Below are 17698 nucleotides of genomic sequence, written 5' to 3' on the forward strand. Positions count from 1 at the left end.
ACGTCGTAACGGTTATGCACAATTGCGAGGGGTATATCCGCCGGTACAGCTTCAAGCACTCGGCGCGCTCAAGCAGGCTGGCCGACTATCCAAAGCCCCATTTCGGTGCGATCCGCCCTAGAATGAGCCCCCTCCCCTCATCAGAGCAGGCACATGGACATCGATCAGGCCCGAACCTTCCTGGAAATCATCCGCAGCGGCAGCCTGGCCGCCGCTGCCGAGCGCCTGTTCGTATCCCAAACCGCCATTACCGCACGGGTTCAGCGCCTGGAACAGCAACTGGGCTGCCAGCTGTTCGTGCGCAGCCGCACCGGCGCGACGTTGACCCGCGACGGCGAAGCGTTCATCACCTATGCCAACCAACTGGTACAAACCTGGGAGGCCGCGCGCCGCGACCTACCGCTGCCCCAGGGTTGTCAGCAGGTGCTGCATGTCGGCGGCGAGGTGAGCCTGGGCAATCCGATGATGCTCGATTGGGTCAGCGCCTTGCACCACGCGCTGCCCAGCCACGCCATCCGCAGCGAGGTCAGCGACGGCGAATCACTGCTGCGCAAGGTGGAGATGGGCCTGCTCGACGCAGCACTGGTGTACCAGCCCACCTATGGGCCGGGGCTGCAAGTGGAACAGCTGATGGAGGAGAAGCTGATCCGCATCCGCCGCGCCGATGCGCCCGAGCCGTACATCTACATCGACTGGGGCGAGGCCTTCCGCCGCCAGCATGACGCCGCCCTGCCCGAACTGTCGCGCCCGGCCCTGAGCTTCAACCTCGGACCGCTGGCGTTGCAGTTCATCCTCGACCAAGGCGGCAGCGGCTACTTCCGCACGCGCGTGGTGCAAAGCTACCTGCAAGGCGGGGTGCTCGAACGGGTCCCGCAGGCCCCGGAATTCACCTACCCGACCTTCCTGGTGTACGCCCGCAAGTGCGACAGCGAAGCACTGCAACAGGCCTTCGGCGTGCTGCGCCGGCTGGTGGCGGCCGGCCAGAGCGACTGGTCACAGCGCTGGGACCCGCTGATCTGAGGCCTGCCCGTACGCGCTGAGCAACTGGCGCTTGAGGCCGGCAATCAGGTCAGTCTGGGTAATCACCCCCACCAGACGGCCCTCGTCGAGGACAGGCAGGCAGTGTTGGCCCTGCTCGCCCAACAGCGGTAGCAAGCGCTCCAGCGGGTGGCGGCTACTGACACTCACCACCTGCCGGTTCATCACCTGCCCCAGGCGCACGCTCTTGCGCCGTAGCACCGCGCGCCAGCTGAAACATCCACGCGCCATGGCCGGGCCGATCAGATCGCCGAGCCCGACCACCCCGACCAAACGACCGCCTTCAAGCACCGGCAAGCTTTTCAGGTGATGGTCCGCGAGCAGCTTCCAGGCCTGTTCGAGGGTGGTGCGCGGGGTCACCGACTGCACGTCGCGGGACATCACGGAGGCGGCGGTGATGCCGTTCAGGCTGCGTTGCAACGCGTGCTGCTCGGTTGCCAGGATGATACGTTCCAGCTCGTCGCGGGTGACGTCGACGAATTCGCCTATGTCTTCCAGGGCTTGGTCGAGGTCCTCGCCGCGGATGCCGACCCGCTCGTCCGGCAGCGGATCATGGGTATGATGGGGCGTCTTGCGTGGCGCCGCACCTTTGGGGTAGCGCACCCCGGTGAGGCGGTTGTAGAGCACCGCCACGATCACCAGTATCAGCGCATTGAGCATGACAGGCTCGATCAGATGGTCGCCCATGGCCACCAGCCCCGGATCGGCCAACACGGCGCTCACCGCCACCCCGCCTCCAGGCGGATGTAGACAGCGCAACAGCCCCATCACCAGGATGCTGAGGCCCAGCGCGGCGGCGGCCACCCAGGCGCCATCGCTAAAGCCGTGGCGCATGCCAAGCCCCACGGCACAGGCCACGCCATAGCTGCCCAGCACCGGCCAGGGCTGGGCCAGAGGGCCGGAGTGAACGGCAAAGACCAGCACCGCCGAGGCTGCCAATGGGCCGAGCAGATGCAGGGCGATGGCCGGACCAAATGCCAGGCTGCACACATAACCGGCCAGAAACAGGCTAACCAGCGCACCAACGCCGGCACGCAGCCATTCTTTCGCAGGCATGTTCAACGGTGCTGGCAGCAGGCGCTGTAAGCGATTTTCATAACGCGAGGCAGACATCGAAATAAGCGGGGTCGACTGTTTGATTAAAAAGAAAAGCCCAGCACAACCGGCCTGGGCCCTGTATTGCCAAGGCAATAACGCAAGGGGCTCCGTCCATGGAGAGATGGAAACCGCGCAGGTTTCGTGGGTAGGGATTGTGCCGGGCGGGCCGGACGGGGGCTAATTCAAAAAAGTGCGTTTGAAGTGCAATTTTTTTGCAGGGTCGATGACGTGACCTGTATGCCTCGCCTACAGGGGCGTACCCAATCAACGCTGCCTGCGCGGCAACTCGATACTCACCCGCAAACCGCCCAGCGGACTGTCGAGCAAGGCCATGCGCCCGCCCCAGGCCTCGACGATATCGCGCACGATGCCCAGGCCCAGACCGTGACCATCGACCTGCTCGTCCAGCCGTGAGCCACGCTCCAGCACCTGTAAACGCTGGCCTTCGGGGATGCCTGGGCCATCGTCATCGACCCACAGGCGATAACCGTCTGGATTCGATTCAACCCCCAGACGCACTTCGCTGTCGGCCCACTTGCAGGCGTTGTCCAACAGGTTGCCCAAAAGCTCCAGCAGATCTTCGCGGTCCCACGGCAACAGCAACCCAGGCGGCACATCATGGGCCAGCAGCAAGCCTTCGCCATGGATCATCCCCAATGTGGCCAGCAAACCCGGCAACTCGGCGTCGCAGTCGAACTGCGCACCCGGTAGCGCGTCGCCGGCCAGGCGCGCGCGATTTAGCTCACGGGCCAGGCGTTGCTGGATCTGCTCCAACTGCTCGCGCAGTTGCGCCTGCACCTCGGGCAGCGCTTGCAGGCGCTCGCTCGCCGCCAGGCTCAACAACACCGCCAGCGGCGTTTTCAGGGCGTGCCCCAGATTGCCCAAGGCGTTACGCGAACGGCGCAAACTGTCCTCGGTATGCGCCAGCAGATGGTTGATCTGGTCCACCAAGGGTTGCAGCTCCACTGGCACTTGGGCATCCAGCTGCGAGCGCTGGCCCTGCTGCAATTGGGCGATCTGCTGGCGCGCGCGTTCCAGCGGACGCAACGAGCGGGTCACGGTGATGCGCTGCAACACCAGCACCAGCACCAGCGCCACCAGCCCCAGGCCCAGGCCAATCTGCTGCATGCGCCGGAACCCGTCACGCACCGGCGAATAGTCCTGCGCCACGCTGATGGAAATGTCCTGGCCCAGACGCCGGTAGTCTCCGCGATAAGCCAGCAGTTGCTGGCCCTCTGGGCCTAGCTCGTGGCCATCGTCCAGGCCCGGGCGTTGTGGCTTGGGCATGTCCAGATCCCACAGCGAGCGCGAGCGCCAGGTGCCCTTGTCGAAATCGATGCGAAAGTAGTGGCCCGAGAACGGCCGTTGATAGGCCGAGGAGATCCGTCGCTCGTCCAGTTGCAAGCCATCCGGGCCACGCACCAGCGCCACCAGCAGGTTCTCGCTTTCCTTGCGCAGGCCGGTTTCCAGGTAGCGTTGCAGACCGGCCTCGAACAGCCACAGCGTCAGTTGCGCCAAGCCCAGGCCCACCACCACCAACACGGCTACCAAGCCCAGGCTCAGGCGCGCCTGGATCGACTTCACGCAGGGCTCCCGGCGTACACGTAGCCCTGGCCACGGCGGGTCTCGATCACACTGCGGCCAAGCTTGCGGCGCAGGTGGTTGACGTGCACTTCGAGCACGTTGGAATCGCGCTCGGTTTCACCATCGTAGAGGTGTTCGGCCAGGTGGCTCTTGGACAGCACTTGCCCTGGATGCAGCATGAAATAACGCAACAGGCGAAACTCGGCGGCGGTCAGCTGGATGTCCACCCCTTCACGGCTCACGCACTGCCGCGACTCGTCCAGATGCAGGCCCGCAGCCTCAAGCTTAGGTTGGTTGGCCAGACCCTTGGCCCTGCGTAACAATGCCTGCAAACGCAGTTGCAGCTCTTCCGGGTGAAAGGGCTTGGTAAGGTAGTCATCGGCCCCCGCCTTGAGCCCTTCGATACGCTCGGCCCACGACCCCCGGGCAGTGAGAATCAGCACTGGGGTGGCCAGGTTCGCGGCACGCCACTGGGTCAGCACCTCGAGCCCGGGCAATCCCGGCAGCCCCAGGTCGAGAATGATCAGGTCGTAAGGCTCGCTTTGGCCCTGGTATACCGCATCGCGGCCGTCGGCCAGCCAGTCCACCGCATAGCCCTGGCGCTGCAGGGCGGTGGTCAGTTCGTCGGCCAGGGGCACATTGTCTTCGACCAGCAACAGGCGCATTCAGTCGTCTTCCTCGTCTTTGAGCAACGCACCGGTACGGGCGTCCAGCTTGATCTCGCGCACGACACCCTGGGGCGTGAGCAGCTCGACTTCGTACTCGTAGCGGCCATGCTTCTCTTCCAACTCCGCCTCCAGCAAGCGCGCCCCGGGGTAACGCCCCAGGGCACTGTCGAGCAAGTGCTCGAACGGCAGGATGACGCCCTCCTGGCGCAACGTCAGGGCTTCATCCTGGTCCAGGTCACGGGCACTGGCCAGCGAACAGACGGCCAGCAGGGCCAAGGCCAGGTAGCGCGCCGTTCGCGGTAACTCGGTCATCAGTTGTCTCGCTCGTCCTTCAGTACTTCGCCGGTCTTGGCATCGAGGTCGACGTCCCATTCGACGTTCTGCGCGTCACGCAGTTCGACCTTGTAGATATAGCGACCGTATTCGTTTTCCAGCTCCGAATCCGTCACGCTAGCGCCGGGGTGTTTGGCCACGGCACTGGCCTTGAGTTCATCCAGCGACTTGATGGTCTTGGCGTTCACCAGCTTGACCACTTCATCGGGCTGCACGTCCTTGGCGAAGGCGGCGTTGGCACCGAAAGTCAGGGCAGCGGCAGTGAACAGGGCAGTCAAAGTCTTCATGGGGTCTCTCCTTCACAGGGGTGCAAGTTGTCTACGGGGTTAAGATTAACCAGCCGTGCTTAACTCAACCTGAAAACAGCTGGCGCCATGATAGCGCAGCTGCGCAGACAGCCTGAACCAGCCCAGGCAAGGCTGCGCGCCGTGCGCCAAGGCAATCTGCCTTTATACTGCATGGCCTGTTACCCAAGGGACCTGCCATGAGCGCCATCCACATCAAATACCCCGCGCTGACCTTCAAGGCCGGCCAACGCGCTTTGCAGCGAATCCGCGAGCGTGGCTTGCAGGCGCAGGATGTCGGTGTACTACCCGGTGCTGCGGGCGGCCCCAAGCCCCTCGGCATCCAGGGCCTGGACTTGGCGCTGTTCGGTGAATGGCTGCCGTCGGCACCGCGCCAACGCGCGCTGATCGGTGCCTCCATCGGCTCCTGGCGGTTCGCCAGTGCCTGCCTCGACGACCCTGTGGCGGGCCTGCGCCGGCTCGGCGAGCTGTACACCGAGCAGGACTTCGCCAAGGGTGTCACGCCGCGCGAGATCAGCCAGAGCTGCCAGCGCATGCTCGACGACCTGCTGCAAGGCCGCGACGGGCAGATCCTCGCCAGCCCCCATTACCGCCTGAACATCCTGGTGGTCAAAAGCCACGGCCAACTGGCCCACGACCACCGTGGCCGGCTCGGGGTGGGCCTGGGTTCGGTGCTGGCCAGTAACCTGCTAGGTCGCGCCAACCTGGCCCGGCACTTCGAGCGGGTTATCCTGCACGATGGGCGGGCCGCACCGCCCCTGCAAGCGCTCACCGACTTCCCGTCACGCTGCCTGCCACTGGACCTGGCCAATCTGCGCCATGCCCTGCTGGCCTCAGGCTCGATCCCGATGGTCATGGAGGGGGTGCGCGACATTCCCGGCGCTGGCGCCGGCACCTACCGCGACGGCGGCTTGCTGGACTACCACCTCGACCTACCCTACCTGGGCGACGACCTGGTGCTGTACCCGCATTTCACCGACAAAGTGGTGCCCGGCTGGTTCGACAAGGCCCTGCCGTGGCGCCGAGGCGATGCCACACGCCTGCAGAACGTGCTGTTGATGACGCCTTCGCCGCAGTACCTGGCCACCCTGCCCTACGGCAAGCTACCCGACCGCCAGGATTTCAAGCGTTTCATGGGCGATGCACCTAGCCGCAAGCGCTATTGGTACAAAGCCATCGCCGAGAGCCGCAGGCTGGGGGACGAACTGCTCGAATTGATTGCCACCGGGCAGTTGCACGATCGCCTGCAAGCCTTGTAGCGGGCATGCTGGTAGACTGCGCGCAACTTCGTTACACACAGAGTCATGACAGCGTGGAAATCTTCAAGGAATTTACTTTCGAATCGGCCCACCGCCTGCCCAACGTCCCGGCTGGCCACAAGTGCGGCCGCCTGCATGGCCACTCGTTCAAGGTTGCCCTGCACCTGACCGGCCCGCTCGACCCGCACACCGGCTGGATTCGCGATTTCTCGGAGATCAAGGCGATCTTCAAGCCGATCTACGAGCAACTGGACCACAACTACCTGAACGACATCCCTGGCCTGGAGAACCCCACCAGCGAAGTCATTGCCAAGTGGATCTGGGAACAGGTCAAGCCGCTGCTGCCGGAGCTGTCGAAGGTGCGTATCCACGAAACCTGCACAAGCGGCTGCGAGTACACCGGCGACTGATTCGGGTTTTCAGCGCGCCTGTCGCGGGCTTGCCCGCGACAGGCGCGCTGCGTTTGGCGCAACGCCTCAATCCGGCCCGCGATCCAGTGCATCACGCAGAAAGCTCGGGGCGATATAGCGCTGATAGTGCGCTTGCGAGAGCAAGAAAAACTCCCGATCGATGGCGTCTCGCAGTTGCGGCAGCTCCCAATTACGGAACTCCGGCAGCAGCACCATCCCGTAGGCTTCCAGCTCGCGGATCATCCGCGCGCCACGGGCGATCAGCTGGTAGGCCCAGCAATATTCCGACTGATGCCCGACGAAACGGATCGAGCGCTGCTCCAGCTGCTGGCGCAGCAAGGCTTTGTCGAACACTTCGAGCTTGGCCATCATCACCTGCACCAGCAACTGCTCCAGGCGCAACCAGACGGCGCGCTTCTGCTCCTCGTCGTAGCCGTTCCAGTGGATCACTTCATGGTGGAAACGCTTGCAGCCACGGCACACCAGGTCTCCATAAACGGTGGAGCACAGGCCGACGCAAGGGGTCTTGATGGACTGGTTGGACATGGGTGAACAACGGTCTGACAACGGAACACCGCGCCATGTTAGCCCTTTGTCTAACCAGGGTCATCCGTTAAAGTCATGTTCGCCGCCTTACCAACTGGCTTTTTTTGCCGTAGAATCGTCCCGCCTTTTCAAGGCAACAATGTCCGTTGGAAGCTGTTTTCAAAGCGTCACGAGCACAGTTCATCCGGTAGAACGGCGTTGGTTCGGGCCAGGCCTTGCGCATGTCCCGCACCAACCCCTCATCAGCCTTCCGTTCTACAGGCGTAAAACTTTGAAAACAGCTTCTGTAAGGATTCTCTGCGACCCTGGTTGGGCGGCTCACAAAGCCGTCGCCGCGCATGGGTGCATGGAATGCTGGATGAGCGTCCCGGACCCCCTTTAGGGACCACTGATGAGGGTAATAACTGTGCTTGAAGCCTACCGCAAACACATCGAAGAGCGTGCCGCTCTGGGTATCGTGCCCCAGCCGCTTAACGCCGAACAAACCGCAGGCCTGGTCGAGCTGCTGAAAAACCCGCCGGCCGGCGAAGAAGCCTTCCTCGTAGACCTGATCACCCACCGTGTTCCGCCTGGAGTCGACGAAGCTGCCTACGTCAAGGCCGCTTTCCTCTCTGCCCTGGCCAAGGGCGAAGCCACCTCGCCGCTGATCGACGCCAAGCGCGCCACCGAGCTGCTGGGCACCATGCAGGGCGGCTACAACATCGAAACGCTGGTAACGCTGCTGGATGACGCCAACCTGGGCGCCGTCGCGGCTGAGCAGCTCAAGCACACCCTGCTGATGTTCGATGCCTTCCACGATGTCGCCGAAAAAGCCAAGGCCGGCAACGCCCACGCCAAGGCCGTGCTGGAATCCTGGGCAGCGGGCGAATGGTTCACCTCGCGTCCCGCCATCGCCGAGAAGTACACCCTGGCCGTGTTCAAGGTCCCGGGCGAAACCAACACCGACGACCTGTCGCCGGCACCGGACGCCTGGTCGCGCCCTGACATCCCACTGCACGCCCTGGCCATGCTGAAAATGGCCCGTGACGGCATCGAGCCTTCGCAACCCGGTTCGGTCGGCCCGCTGGCCCAGATCGAAGCGGTCAAGGCCAAAGGCTACCCAGTAGCCTATGTCGGTGACGTGGTCGGTACTGGTTCGTCGCGTAAATCGGCGACCAACTCGGTGCTGTGGTTCTTCGGCGACGACATCCCGTACGTACCTAACAAGCGTGCCGGTGGCTTCTGCTTCGGCACCAAGATCGCCCCGATCTTCTACAACACCATGGAAGACGCCGGCGCCCTGCCGATCGAGTTCGACTGCACCAACCTGGCCATGGGCGACATCATCGACGTCTACCCATTCAAAGGTGAAGTACGCCGCAACGGCAGCGACGAACTGGTCACCCAGTTCGAGCTGAAAACCGAAGTGCTGCTCGACGAAGTCCGCGCTGGCGGCCGTATCCCGCTGATCGTCGGCCGTGGCCTGACCGAAAAAGCCCGCGCCGAACTGGGCCTGGGCGCTTCGGATCTGTTCAAGAAGCCAGAGCAACCTGCCGACAGCGGCAAGGGCTTCACCCTGGCGCAGAAAATGGTCGGTCGCGCCTGCGGCCTGCCAGAAGGCCAGGGCGTGCGCCCAGGTGCCTACTGCGAGCCGAAGATGACCACCGTCGGCTCCCAGGACACCACTGGCCCGATGACCCGTGACGAGCTGAAAGACCTGGCGTGCCTGGGCTTCTCCGCCGACCTGGTCATGCAGTCGTTCTGCCACACCGCGGCCTATCCAAAACCGATCGACGTCACCACCCACCACACCCTGCCAGACTTCATCCGCACCCGTGGCGGCGTGTCGCTGCGTCCAGGCGACGGCATCATCCACAGCTGGCTGAACCGCATGCTGATGCCTGACACCGTGGGTACTGGTGGCGACTCGCACACCCGTTTCCCAATCGGCATCTCGTTCCCGGCCGGTTCCGGCCTGGTCGCCTTCGCCGCAGCCACCGGCGTCATGCCGCTGGACATGCCGGAGTCGATCCTGGTGCGCTTCAAGGGCAAGCTGCAACCCGGCATCACCCTGCGTGACCTGGTCCATGCCATCCCTTACTACGCGATCCAGAAGGGCCTGCTGACCGTCGAGAAGAAAGGCAAGAAAAACGCCTTCTCCGGCCGCATCCTGGAAATCGAAGGCCTGGACGACCTGACCGTCGAGCAAGCGTTCGAGCTGTCCGATGCGTCGGCTGAACGCTCCGCTGCTGGCTGCACCATCAAGCTGCCAGAGAAGGCCATCGCCGAGTACCTGCAGTCCAACATCACCCTCCTGCGCTGGATGATCGGCGAAGGCTACGGCGATGCCCGCACCCTGGAGCGCCGCGCCCAGGCGATGGAAGCTTGGCTGGCCAAGCCTGAGCTGCTGTCGGCCGACGCCGATGCCGAATACGCCGAGATCATCGAGATCGACCTGGCCGAAGTCAAAGAGCCTGTGCTCTGCGCACCGAACGACCCGGACGATGCCCGCCTGCTGTCCTCGGTACAGGGCGAGAAGATCGACGAAGTGTTCATCGGCTCGTGCATGACCAACATCGGCCACTTCCGTGCCGCTGGCAAGCTGCTGGAAAAGGTCAAGGGCGGTATTCCGACCCGTCTGTGGCTGGCACCGCCAACCAAGATGGACGCCCACCAGCTGACCGAAGAAGGCTACTACGGCATCTACGGCAAGGCTGGCGCGCGCATGGAAATGCCAGGCTGCTCGCTGTGCATGGGTAACCAGGCACGTGTGCAGACCGGCTCCACGGTAGTGTCCACCTCGACCCGTAACTTCCCGAACCGTCTGGGCGATGCCACCAACGTGTACCTGGCCTCGGCAGAACTCGCTGCCGTCGCTTCGATCATCGGCAAACTGCCGACCGTCGAGGAGTACATGCAGTACGCCAAGGATATCGACAGCATGTCTGCCGACGTCTACCGCTACCTGAGCTTCGACCAGATCGCCGAGTTCCGTGAAGCGGCGGCCAACGCCAAGATCCCGGTCGTTCAGGCGTAATCAGCGACAAGCTGTAAGCTACAAGCCGTAAGCTACAAGCGGCAAGAAGAAGCCCCGGTGAGAGCCGGGGCTTCTTTTTTTTGCCTTGGAATCGCTGGGAGGGCGGCGTTGATTCGGGCATCGCGCAGTTCTGGCACGACCCCGGTGTAGGAGCGGCCTCGTGCCGCGAAGGGGCGCGTAGCGGCCCGAGGCTTCAGCCGCGCGCACGATCTGCGACTGGATTCAGCAGAGGCTACAAGGCGCCCCGGCACGCCCCTAGAAGCAGTCGCCTGGCACCCTCACCCACCCCTCCATCAACACCCGCGCGCTGCGGCTCATGATGGCCTTGGTCACCGTCCACTGACCGTCCACCTGCTGCGCCGCCGCGCCGACACGCAGCGTGCCCGATGGGTGCCCGAAACGTACCGCACTGCGCTCACCGCCCCCGGCCGCGAGGTTGACCAGCGTTCCAGGAATCGCCGCCGCCGTACCAATGGCCACCGCTGCCGTGCCCATCATGGCGTGATGCAGCTTACCCATCGACAACGCACGCACCAGCAGGTCCACGTCTTCTGCCGCGACCGGCTTACCGCTGGAAGCGGTGTACGACACAGGCCTGGCGACGAACGCCACCTTCGGCGTGTGCTGGCGCCCTGCCGCCTGGTCGATGTGCTCGATCAGGCCCATACGCAGCGCACCGTATGCGCGAATGGTCTCGAACCGCGCCAGCGCCGCAGGGTCGCCATTGATCGCCTCCTGCAGCTCGGTGCCGCTGTAGCCAAGGTCTGCCGCATCGATGAAGATGGTCGGGATGCCAGCATTGATCAACGTCGCCTTGAACGTACCGATGCCCGGCACTTGCAGCTCATCCACCAGATGGCCAGTGGGGAACATCGCCCCGCCGCCGCCCTCTTCGTCTGCCGCAGGGTCGAGGAACTCCAACTGCACCTCGGCAGCAGGAAAGGTAACGCCGTCCAGCTCGAAATCGCCGGTTTCCTGCACCTGGCCGTCGGTGATCGGCACATGCGCGATGATGGTCTTGCCAATGTTCGCCTGCCAGATCCGCACCGTGGCGATACCGTCGCGCGGCACGCGCTCTGGCGCGAGCAGACCGTTGGCAATCGCGAATGAGCCCACCGCAGCGGACAGATTGCCGCAGTTGCCACTCCAGTCGACGAACGCGGTATCGATCGATACCTGGCCGAACAAGTAGTCGACATCATGATCGGGCTTGATGCTGGAGGAGACGATCACCGTCTTGCTGGTGCTGGACGTCGCTCCGCCCATGCCATCGATCTGCTTGGCATACGGGTCGGGGCTGCCGATTACCCGCAGCAACAGCGCATCGCGGGCCGGCCCCGGGATTTGCGCGGCCTCAGGCAGGTCTTGCAGACGAAAGAACACACCCTTGCTGGTGCCACCGCGCATGTAGGTGGCAGGGATTCGGATTTGTGCAACGTGAGCCATGGTCAATTCCCGTCTTGCACGGCGCCCAGCAGGCGCGGACGAACCTGCTCCCACTGGGGCCATGTCGCTAGTTGATTAGGCGGTGCCTTCCAGGAAATCCTGGGCGAAGCGCTGTAGCACCCCACCGGCCTCGTAGATCGACACTTCCTCGGCAGTATCCAGGCGGCAGGTCACCGGCACCTCGACCCGCTCGCCATCACGCCGGGTCACCACCAGGGTCAGCGTGGCCCGTGGCGTGCGCTGGCCGACCACGTCGTAGGTCTCACTGCCATCGAGCTGCAAGGTCTTGCGATTGGTGCCCGGCTTGAACTCCAGCGGCAGCACCCCCATGCCCACCAGGTTGGTACGGTGGATGCGCTCGAAGCCTTCGGCGACGATCGCCTCGACACCGGCCAGGCGCACCCCCTTGGCCGCCCAGTCTCGCGACGAGCCTTGGCCATAGTCGGCACCGGCGATGATGATCAGCGGCTGCTTGCGCTGCATGTAGGTCTCGATGGCCTCCCACATCCGCGTGACCTTACCTTCGGGCTCGATGCGCGCCAGCGAGCCTTGACGCACGCTGCCGTCGTCGTTGCGCACCATCTCGTTGAACAGCTTGGGGTTGGCGAAGGTCGCGCGCTGGGCGGTCAAATGGTCGCCACGGTGGGTGGCATAGGAGTTAAAGTCCTCCTCGGGCAGGCCCATCTTGGCCAGGTACTCACCAGCGGCACTGTCCAGCAGGATGGCATTGGACGGCGACAGGTGGTCGGTGGTGATGTTGTCCGGCAGCACCGCCAGCGGGCGCATGCCGCGCAGGCTGCGTTCGCCGGCCAGCGCGCCCTCCCAATACGGCGGGCGGCGGATGTAGGTGCTCATCGGGCGCCAGTCGTACAACGGCGGGACTTTCGGCCCGCGATCCTCCTCGATGGCGAACATTGGGATGTAGACCTGGCGGAACTGCTCAGGCTTGACCGCCGCACGCACAACCGCGTCGATTTCCTCATCGCTGGGCCAGATATCCTTGAGGCGGATTGGCTGACCATCGACCACACCCAGCACGTCTTTTTCGATGTCGAAACGGATGGTCCCGGCGATGGCATACGCCACCACCAGCGGCGGCGAGGCCAGGAACGCCTGCTTGGCGTAGGGGTGAATGCGCCCATCGAAGTTGCGGTTACCCGACAACACGGCAGTGGCATACAGGTCGCGGTCGATGATTTCCTGCTGGATCCGCGGATCCAGCGCGCCGGACATGCCATTGCAGGTGGTGCACGCGAACGCAACGATACCGAAGCCCAGTTGCTCCAGCTCCTTTTCCAGCCCCGCCTCTTGCAGATACAACTGCACAGCCTTGGAGCCCGGCGCCAGGGAGGACTTGACCCAAGGTTTGCGCATCAGCCCGAGGCGGTTGGCGTTGCGCGCCAGCAGGCCTGCGGCGATGACGTTGCGCGGGTTGCTGGTGTTGGTGCAACTGGTGATGGCCGCGATGATGACCGCACCGTCGGGCATCTGCCCCGGCACCTCTTCCCAGGCCCCGGCGATGCCCTTGGCCGCCAGCTCACTGGTGGCAACGCGGGCGTGCGGATTGGACGGGCCGGCCAGGTTGCGCACCACGCTCGACAAGTCGAAGCTCAGGGTGCGCTCGTACTCGGCCTTGGCCAGGCTGTCGGCCCACAGGCCTGCGGCCTTGGCGTAGGTTTCCACCAGTTGCACCTGCTGATCGTCGCGACCGGTCAGCTTGAGGTAGTCGAGGGTTTGTTGATCGATGGCGAACATCGCCGCCGTGGCACCGTACTCAGGCGCCATGTTGGAAATGGTGGCGCGGTCGCCCAGGGTCAGGGCGCGCGCCCCTTCACCGTGGAATTCGAGGTAGGCACCGACGACCTTCTGCTTGCGCAGGAACTCGGTCAGGGCCAGCACCAGATCGGTGGCGGTGATGTTCGGCGCCAGGCGCCCGCTCAGCTCGACGCCGACGATTTCCGGCAGGCGCATCCACGAAGCACGCCCGAGCATCACGTTCTCGGCCTCCAGGCCGCCGACACCGATGGCGATGACCCCAAGGGCATCGACATGCGGGGTGTGGCTGTCGGTGCCGACGCAGGTGTCCGGGTAAGCCACGCCACGGTCGCTGTGTACCACAGGCGACATCTTCTCCAGGTTGATCTGGTGCATGATGCCGTTGCCCGGCTGGATCACGTCGACGTTCTTGAACGCCTGCTTGGTCCAGTTGATGAAGTGGAAACGGTCTTCGTTGCGCCGGTCTTCGATGGCGCGGTTCTTGTCGAACGCCTGCGGATCGAAGCCGCCGCACTCCACGGCCAGCGAGTGGTCGACGATCAGTTGCACCGGCACCACTGGGTTGACCTGGGCAGGGTCGCCGCCCTTGTCGGCAATCGCATCGCGCAGGCCGGCCAGGTCCACCAGGGCGGTCTGGCCAAGAATGTCATGGCACACCACGCGCGCCGGGAACCATGGGAAGTCGAGGTCACGCTTGCGCTCGATCAGTTGGCTGAGCGAGGCATCGAGGCTGGCCGGATCGCAGCGGCGCACCAGGTTCTCGGCCAGCACGCGGGAGGTGTACGGCAGGCCATCGTAGGCGCCGGGCTTGATCGCCTCGACCGCAGCACGGGCATCGAAATAGTCCAGGGCGGTGCCTGGCAGGGGTTTGCGGTATGCAGTGTTCATCATTCAGGCTCGGTCACAGGGTTCGGAAGGTTCTACCGCCCCTGTGGGAGCGGGCTTGCCCGCGAATGCGTCAGCAGGTCCACAGACGTTACCCATCCGGGCGCATTCGCGGGCAAGCCCGCTCCCACAAGGGAACGGGTTGCCTCTCTGTTTCTATTCAACGCCGCTCGATCGGCACGAACGCGCGCTGTTCAACGCCGACGTACTCGGCGCTCGGGCGGATGATGCGATTGTTGGCACGTTGCTCGAACACATGCGCGGCCCAGCCGGTCAGGCGCGAGCACACGAAGATCGGCGTGAACAGCTTGGTCGGGATACCCATGAAGTGGTACGCCGAGGCGTGGTAGAAGTCGGCATTGGGGAACAGGCGTTTCTGCTCCCACATGGTCTTGTCGATTGCTTCGGAGACTGGGTACAGCACCTTGTCACCGACCTCATCGGCCAACTGCTTCGACCAGCCCTTGATCACCTCGTTGCGCGGGTCGGACTCTTTGTAGATCGCATGGCCAAAGCCCATGATCTTGTCCTTGCGCTCGAGCATGCGCAGCAGCTCGGCGGCAGCCTCCTGCGGGCTCTGGAAGCGCTCGATCAGCTCCATCGCCGCCTCGTTGGCGCCACCGTGCAGCGGGCCGCGCAACGAACCGATGGCAGCGGTGATGCACGAGTAAAGATCCGACAGGGTCGAGGCGCACACGCGGGCGGTGAAGGTCGAGGCGTTGAACTCATGTTCGGCGTAGAGGATCAGCGACACGTTCATCACCTTGACGTGCAGCGCGCTGGGCTGCTTGCCATGCAGCAGGTGCAGGAAGTGGCCGCCAAGGGTGTCTTCGTCGCTGTTGCAGTCGATGCGCACGCCATGATGGGTGAAGCGGTACCAGTAGCACATCACCGCCGGGAACAGCGCCAGCAAGCGGTCGGTCTTGTCGTGTTGGGCGCCGAAGGTCAGTTCAGGCTCCAGAGTGCCGAGCACCGAGCAGCCAGTGCGCATCACATCCATCGGGTGGGCGTCGCGAGGGATGCGCTCGAGCACCTCCTTGAGCGCCTGGGGCAGGTCACGCAGACCTTTGAGCTTGCGCTTGTAGTCGGCAAGCTCAGCCTGGCTGGGCAGCTCGCCGTACAGCAGCAGGTAGGCCACTTCCTCGAACTCGGCGCCAGCGGCCAGGTCGCGCACATCATAGCCGCGGTAGGTCAGGCCGGCGCCGGCCTGGCCGACGGTCGACAGCGCGGTCTGGCCGGCGACCTGGCCACGCAGGCCCGCGCCACTGAGTACTTTTGCTTCGGCCATGGGGTTTCTCCTTTCTTGAACTTGTTATGGAAGTCTTTCTGGCTAATTCGGATGGCCTGTACCGGCCTCTTCGCGGCGCAAGCCTGCACCTAAACCTTGCATCAGTGATAACCCTGTGGGAGCGGGCTTGCCCGCGAAGAGGCCAGCCGCTCCAACCAAAATCTTGAATCTTCAGCCCTTCTTCTGCGCGAACAACGCATCCAGGCTCTGCTCGAAGGCGTGGTAGCCAATGGCGTCGTAGAGTTCCATGCGGGTTTGCATGGTGTCGATCACGTTCTTCTGCGTGCCGTCACGGCGCAGCGCGTGATAGACGTTCTCGGCGGCCTTGTTCATGGCGCGGAACGCCGACAGCGGGTACAGCACCAGCGACACGTCCACCGAGGCCAGCTCTTCGGTGGTATATAGCGGCGTCGCGCCGAACTCGGTGATATTGGCCAGGATCGGGGCCTGCACGCGGTCTGCGAAGGTCTTGTACATCGACAGTTCAGTGATGGCTTCCGGGAAAATCATGTCGGCACCGGCCTCGATGCAGGCAGCGGCGCGGTCCAGGGCGGCGTTCAGGCCTTCGACTGCCAGGGCATCGGTCCGCGCCATGATCACGAAGCTGTCGTCACTGCGCGCATCCACCGCAGCCTTGATGCGGTCGACCATCTCCTGCTGGCTGACGATCTCCTTGTTCGGACGATGGCCGCAGCGCTTGGCACCCACCTGATCCTCGATGTGGATCGCCGCAGCGCCGAACTTGCTCATCGAGCGCACGGTACGCGCAACGTTGAACGCCGAAGCGCCAAAACCGGTGTCGACATCCACCAGCAACGGCAGGTCGCAGACATCGGTGATGCGCCGCACATCGGTCAGCACATCGTCCAGGCCGCTGATACCGAGGTCCGGCAAGCCCAGCGAGCCTGCCGCGACACCGCCGCCGGACAGGTAGATGGCCTTGAACCCGGCGCGCTTGGCCAGCAGGGCATGATTGGCGTTGATCGCCCCGACCACCTGCAACGGATGTTCGGCGGCAACCGCGTCGCGGAAACGTTGGCCGGGCGTGCTCTTGACTGTCATGACTCACCTCGTGGGCTATTGTTGTCGGCGCCTTGATAATGACGCTCGATATTGCGCTTGGACGCGCCAATGTGGCGGCGCATCAGGAGTTCGGCCAACTCGCCGTCACGGCTTTCGATGGCATCGAGGATGCGATGGTGCTCGGCGAAGGCCTGGCGTGGTCGGTTGGGCGTGCTGGAGAACTGGATGCGATACATGCGCACCAGCTGGTACAGCTCGCCACACAGCATCTTGTAGAGGGTCTGGTTGCCGCTGCCCTGGATGATTCGATAATGGAAGTCGTAATCGCCTTCCTGCTGGTAGTAGCCCTGCCCGGCCTGGAACGCGGCGTCGCGCTCGTGGGTGTCGAGCACGTGGCGCAACTCATCGATGGCGGCCTGAGTCATGCGTTCGGCGGCCAAGCGGCACGCCATGCCCTCGAGCGACTCGCGAATTTCGTACAGTTCGATCAACTCGGCATGGCTCAGCGAAACCACCCGCGCGCCCACGTGCGGGACCCGCACCAGCAGGCGCTGGCCTTCGAGCCGGTGAATCGCCTCGCGCAGCGGGCCGCGACTGATGCCGTAGGTACGCGCCAACTCTGGCTCGGAGATCTTGCTGCCAGGCGCGATCTCACCTTTGACGATCGCCGCCTGGATACGCCGGAAGACGTTCTCCGAAAGTGTCTCGGTCTCCTCGGGCGAGGCGGCAGCGGCGGAAGCTACATCCAACATGATTGTCGACACCTTTAACATCCATGCGGGCAAAACTAGACAAACATAAGCTCAACGTCAAAGACAAAAACAACATTGTCGACAATCGTCTAATAACGAACTTACCCCGCTGTACTGTGGTCTGAACGCGGGCGCGCTGGCGTCAGCACATCGGCGTGATAGAATGCCGCGCTCTTTAATCGGAGCATGGATCGTCTGCCTGTCATGTTTTCATGCTTGACAGTCAATTAAGGATGCTTGGCCAGTCGCCTTGCCCAGAACCCCGCACAGC

General features: G+C 63.8%; 15 protein-coding genes. 4 read left to right on the forward strand and 11 right to left on the reverse strand.

Annotated features, from left to right (window positions below; translation table 11 throughout):
* Positions 1-153: 153 nt before the first annotated feature.
* A complete protein-coding gene (locus FEM01_RS18180) occupies positions 154-1020 on the forward strand; it encodes a LysR family transcriptional regulator (protein WP_138220867.1) in 867 nt (288 codons plus the stop codon).
* On the opposite strand, the gene FEM01_RS18185 is transcribed toward FEM01_RS18180, so the two are convergent.
* The 5 genes from FEM01_RS18185 to FEM01_RS18205 all read right to left on the reverse strand — a co-directional run bounded on the left by FEM01_RS18185 (position 994) and on the right by FEM01_RS18205 (position 5008).
* Entirely contained in the window at positions 994-2151 is a 1158-nt protein-coding gene (locus FEM01_RS18185) for an HPP family protein (RefSeq protein ID WP_138220868.1), read from the reverse strand. The genes FEM01_RS18180 and FEM01_RS18185 overlap by 27 nt on opposite strands.
* A 249-nt stretch (positions 2152-2400) precedes the next feature.
* Positions 2401-3720 (reverse strand): sensor histidine kinase, encoded by a 1320-nt coding sequence (locus tag FEM01_RS18190; RefSeq protein ID WP_138220869.1) that lies wholly within the window; start codon positions 3718-3720, stop codon positions 2401-2403.
* Entirely contained in the window at positions 3717-4385 is a 669-nt protein-coding gene (locus FEM01_RS18195) for a response regulator transcription factor (protein WP_138220870.1), read from the reverse strand. The genes FEM01_RS18190 and FEM01_RS18195 overlap by 4 nt, the downstream gene beginning before the upstream one ends.
* A complete protein-coding gene (locus FEM01_RS18200) occupies positions 4386-4700 on the reverse strand; it encodes a PepSY domain-containing protein (RefSeq protein ID WP_138220871.1) in 315 nt (104 codons plus the stop codon).
* Positions 4700-5008 (reverse strand): PepSY domain-containing protein, encoded by a 309-nt coding sequence (locus FEM01_RS18205; protein WP_138220872.1) that lies wholly within the window; start codon positions 5006-5008, stop codon positions 4700-4702. The genes FEM01_RS18200 and FEM01_RS18205 overlap by 1 nt, the downstream gene beginning before the upstream one ends.
* Positions 5009-5205: 197 nt before the next feature.
* Between FEM01_RS18205 and FEM01_RS18210 the strand changes: the two genes are divergently transcribed.
* Together FEM01_RS18210 and queD are read left to right on the forward strand one after the other, a co-directional pair.
* A complete protein-coding gene (locus FEM01_RS18210; RefSeq protein ID WP_138220873.1) occupies positions 5206-6285 on the forward strand; it encodes a patatin-like phospholipase family protein in 1080 nt (359 codons plus the stop codon).
* Positions 6286-6338: 53 nt separating this feature from the next.
* Positions 6339-6695 carry a 6-carboxytetrahydropterin synthase QueD gene (queD, locus tag FEM01_RS18215; protein WP_011533154.1) on the forward strand — a complete coding sequence of 119 codons (357 nt, stop codon included), beginning with the start codon at positions 6339-6341 and terminating at the stop codon, positions 6693-6695.
* 66 nt (positions 6696-6761) lie between these two features.
* On the opposite strand, the gene FEM01_RS18220 is transcribed toward queD, so the two are convergent.
* Positions 6762-7241, reverse strand: coding sequence for a DUF1289 domain-containing protein (locus FEM01_RS18220; protein ID WP_138220874.1), 480 nt, complete (start codon positions 7239-7241; stop codon positions 6762-6764).
* 406 nt (positions 7242-7647) lie between these two features.
* Here FEM01_RS18220 and acnB point away from each other — a divergent pair, with 406 nt between their 5' ends.
* The gene (acnB, locus tag FEM01_RS18225; protein ID WP_138220982.1) at positions 7648-10257 is read left to right on the forward strand and encodes a bifunctional aconitate hydratase 2/2-methylisocitrate dehydratase; all 2610 of its coding nucleotides are present in this window, start codon (positions 7648-7650) and stop codon (positions 10255-10257) included.
* Between the two features lie 255 nt (positions 10258-10512).
* On the opposite strand, the gene prpF is transcribed toward acnB, so the two are convergent.
* From prpF to FEM01_RS18250, 5 genes are all read right to left on the reverse strand, one after another.
* Positions 10513-11703 carry a 2-methylaconitate cis-trans isomerase PrpF gene (gene prpF / locus FEM01_RS18230; protein WP_138220875.1) on the reverse strand — a complete coding sequence of 397 codons (1191 nt, stop codon included), beginning with the start codon at positions 11701-11703 and terminating at the stop codon, positions 10513-10515.
* Between the two features lie 75 nt (positions 11704-11778).
* Positions 11779-14367: a Fe/S-dependent 2-methylisocitrate dehydratase AcnD gene (acnD, locus tag FEM01_RS18235; RefSeq protein WP_138220983.1), complete on the reverse strand. Its 2589-nt coding sequence runs from the start codon at positions 14365-14367 to the stop codon at positions 11779-11781.
* 157 nt (positions 14368-14524) lie between these two features.
* Complete coding sequence (gene prpC, locus FEM01_RS18240; RefSeq protein ID WP_138220876.1) at positions 14525-15652, reverse strand: bifunctional 2-methylcitrate synthase/citrate synthase; 1128 nt, start codon at positions 15650-15652, stop codon at positions 14525-14527.
* Between the two features lie 171 nt (positions 15653-15823).
* A complete protein-coding gene (gene prpB / locus FEM01_RS18245; protein ID WP_138220877.1) occupies positions 15824-16714 on the reverse strand; it encodes a methylisocitrate lyase in 891 nt (296 codons plus the stop codon).
* Entirely contained in the window at positions 16711-17427 is a 717-nt protein-coding gene (locus tag FEM01_RS18250) for a GntR family transcriptional regulator (protein WP_138220878.1), read from the reverse strand. Before FEM01_RS18250 ends, prpB begins: the two co-directional genes overlap by 4 nt.
* Positions 17428-17698: the final 271 nt, after the last annotated feature.

This window comes from Pseudomonas mosselii, assembly GCF_005796105.1.
GTDB lineage: Bacteria > Pseudomonadota > Gammaproteobacteria > Pseudomonadales > Pseudomonadaceae > Aquipseudomonas > Aquipseudomonas mosselii_C.

Excerpts from the sequence above, each read along its gene's own strand:
- FEM01_RS18180 (WP_138220867.1), top strand. The coding sequence starts at position 154 with ATGGACATCGATCAGGCCCGAACCTTCCTGGAAATCATCCGCAGCGGC.
- FEM01_RS18185 (WP_138220868.1), bottom strand. The coding sequence starts at position 2,151 with ATGTCTGCCTCGCGTTATGAAAATCGCTTACAGCGCCTGCTGCCAGCA.
- FEM01_RS18195 (WP_138220870.1), bottom strand. The coding sequence starts at position 4,385 with ATGCGCCTGTTGCTGGTCGAAGACAATGTGCCCCTGGCCGACGAACTG.
- FEM01_RS18200 (WP_138220871.1), bottom strand. The coding sequence starts at position 4,700 with ATGACCGAGTTACCGCGAACGGCGCGCTACCTGGCCTTGGCCCTGCTG.
- FEM01_RS18205 (WP_138220872.1), bottom strand. The coding sequence starts at position 5,008 with ATGAAGACTTTGACTGCCCTGTTCACTGCCGCTGCCCTGACTTTCGGT.
- FEM01_RS18210 (WP_138220873.1), top strand. The coding sequence starts at position 5,206 with ATGAGCGCCATCCACATCAAATACCCCGCGCTGACCTTCAAGGCCGGC.
- FEM01_RS18220 (WP_138220874.1), bottom strand. The coding sequence starts at position 7,241 with ATGTCCAACCAGTCCATCAAGACCCCTTGCGTCGGCCTGTGCTCCACC.
- prpF (WP_138220875.1), bottom strand. The coding sequence starts at position 11,703 with ATGGCTCACGTTGCACAAATCCGAATCCCTGCCACCTACATGCGCGGT.
- acnD (WP_138220983.1), bottom strand. The coding sequence starts at position 14,367 with ATGAACACTGCATACCGCAAACCCCTGCCAGGCACCGCCCTGGACTAT.
- prpC (WP_138220876.1), bottom strand. The coding sequence starts at position 15,652 with ATGGCCGAAGCAAAAGTACTCAGTGGCGCGGGCCTGCGTGGCCAGGTC.
- prpB (WP_138220877.1), bottom strand. The coding sequence starts at position 16,714 with ATGACAGTCAAGAGCACGCCCGGCCAACGTTTCCGCGACGCGGTTGCC.
- FEM01_RS18250 (WP_138220878.1), bottom strand. The coding sequence starts at position 17,427 with ATGTTGGATGTAGCTTCCGCCGCTGCCGCCTCGCCCGAGGAGACCGAG.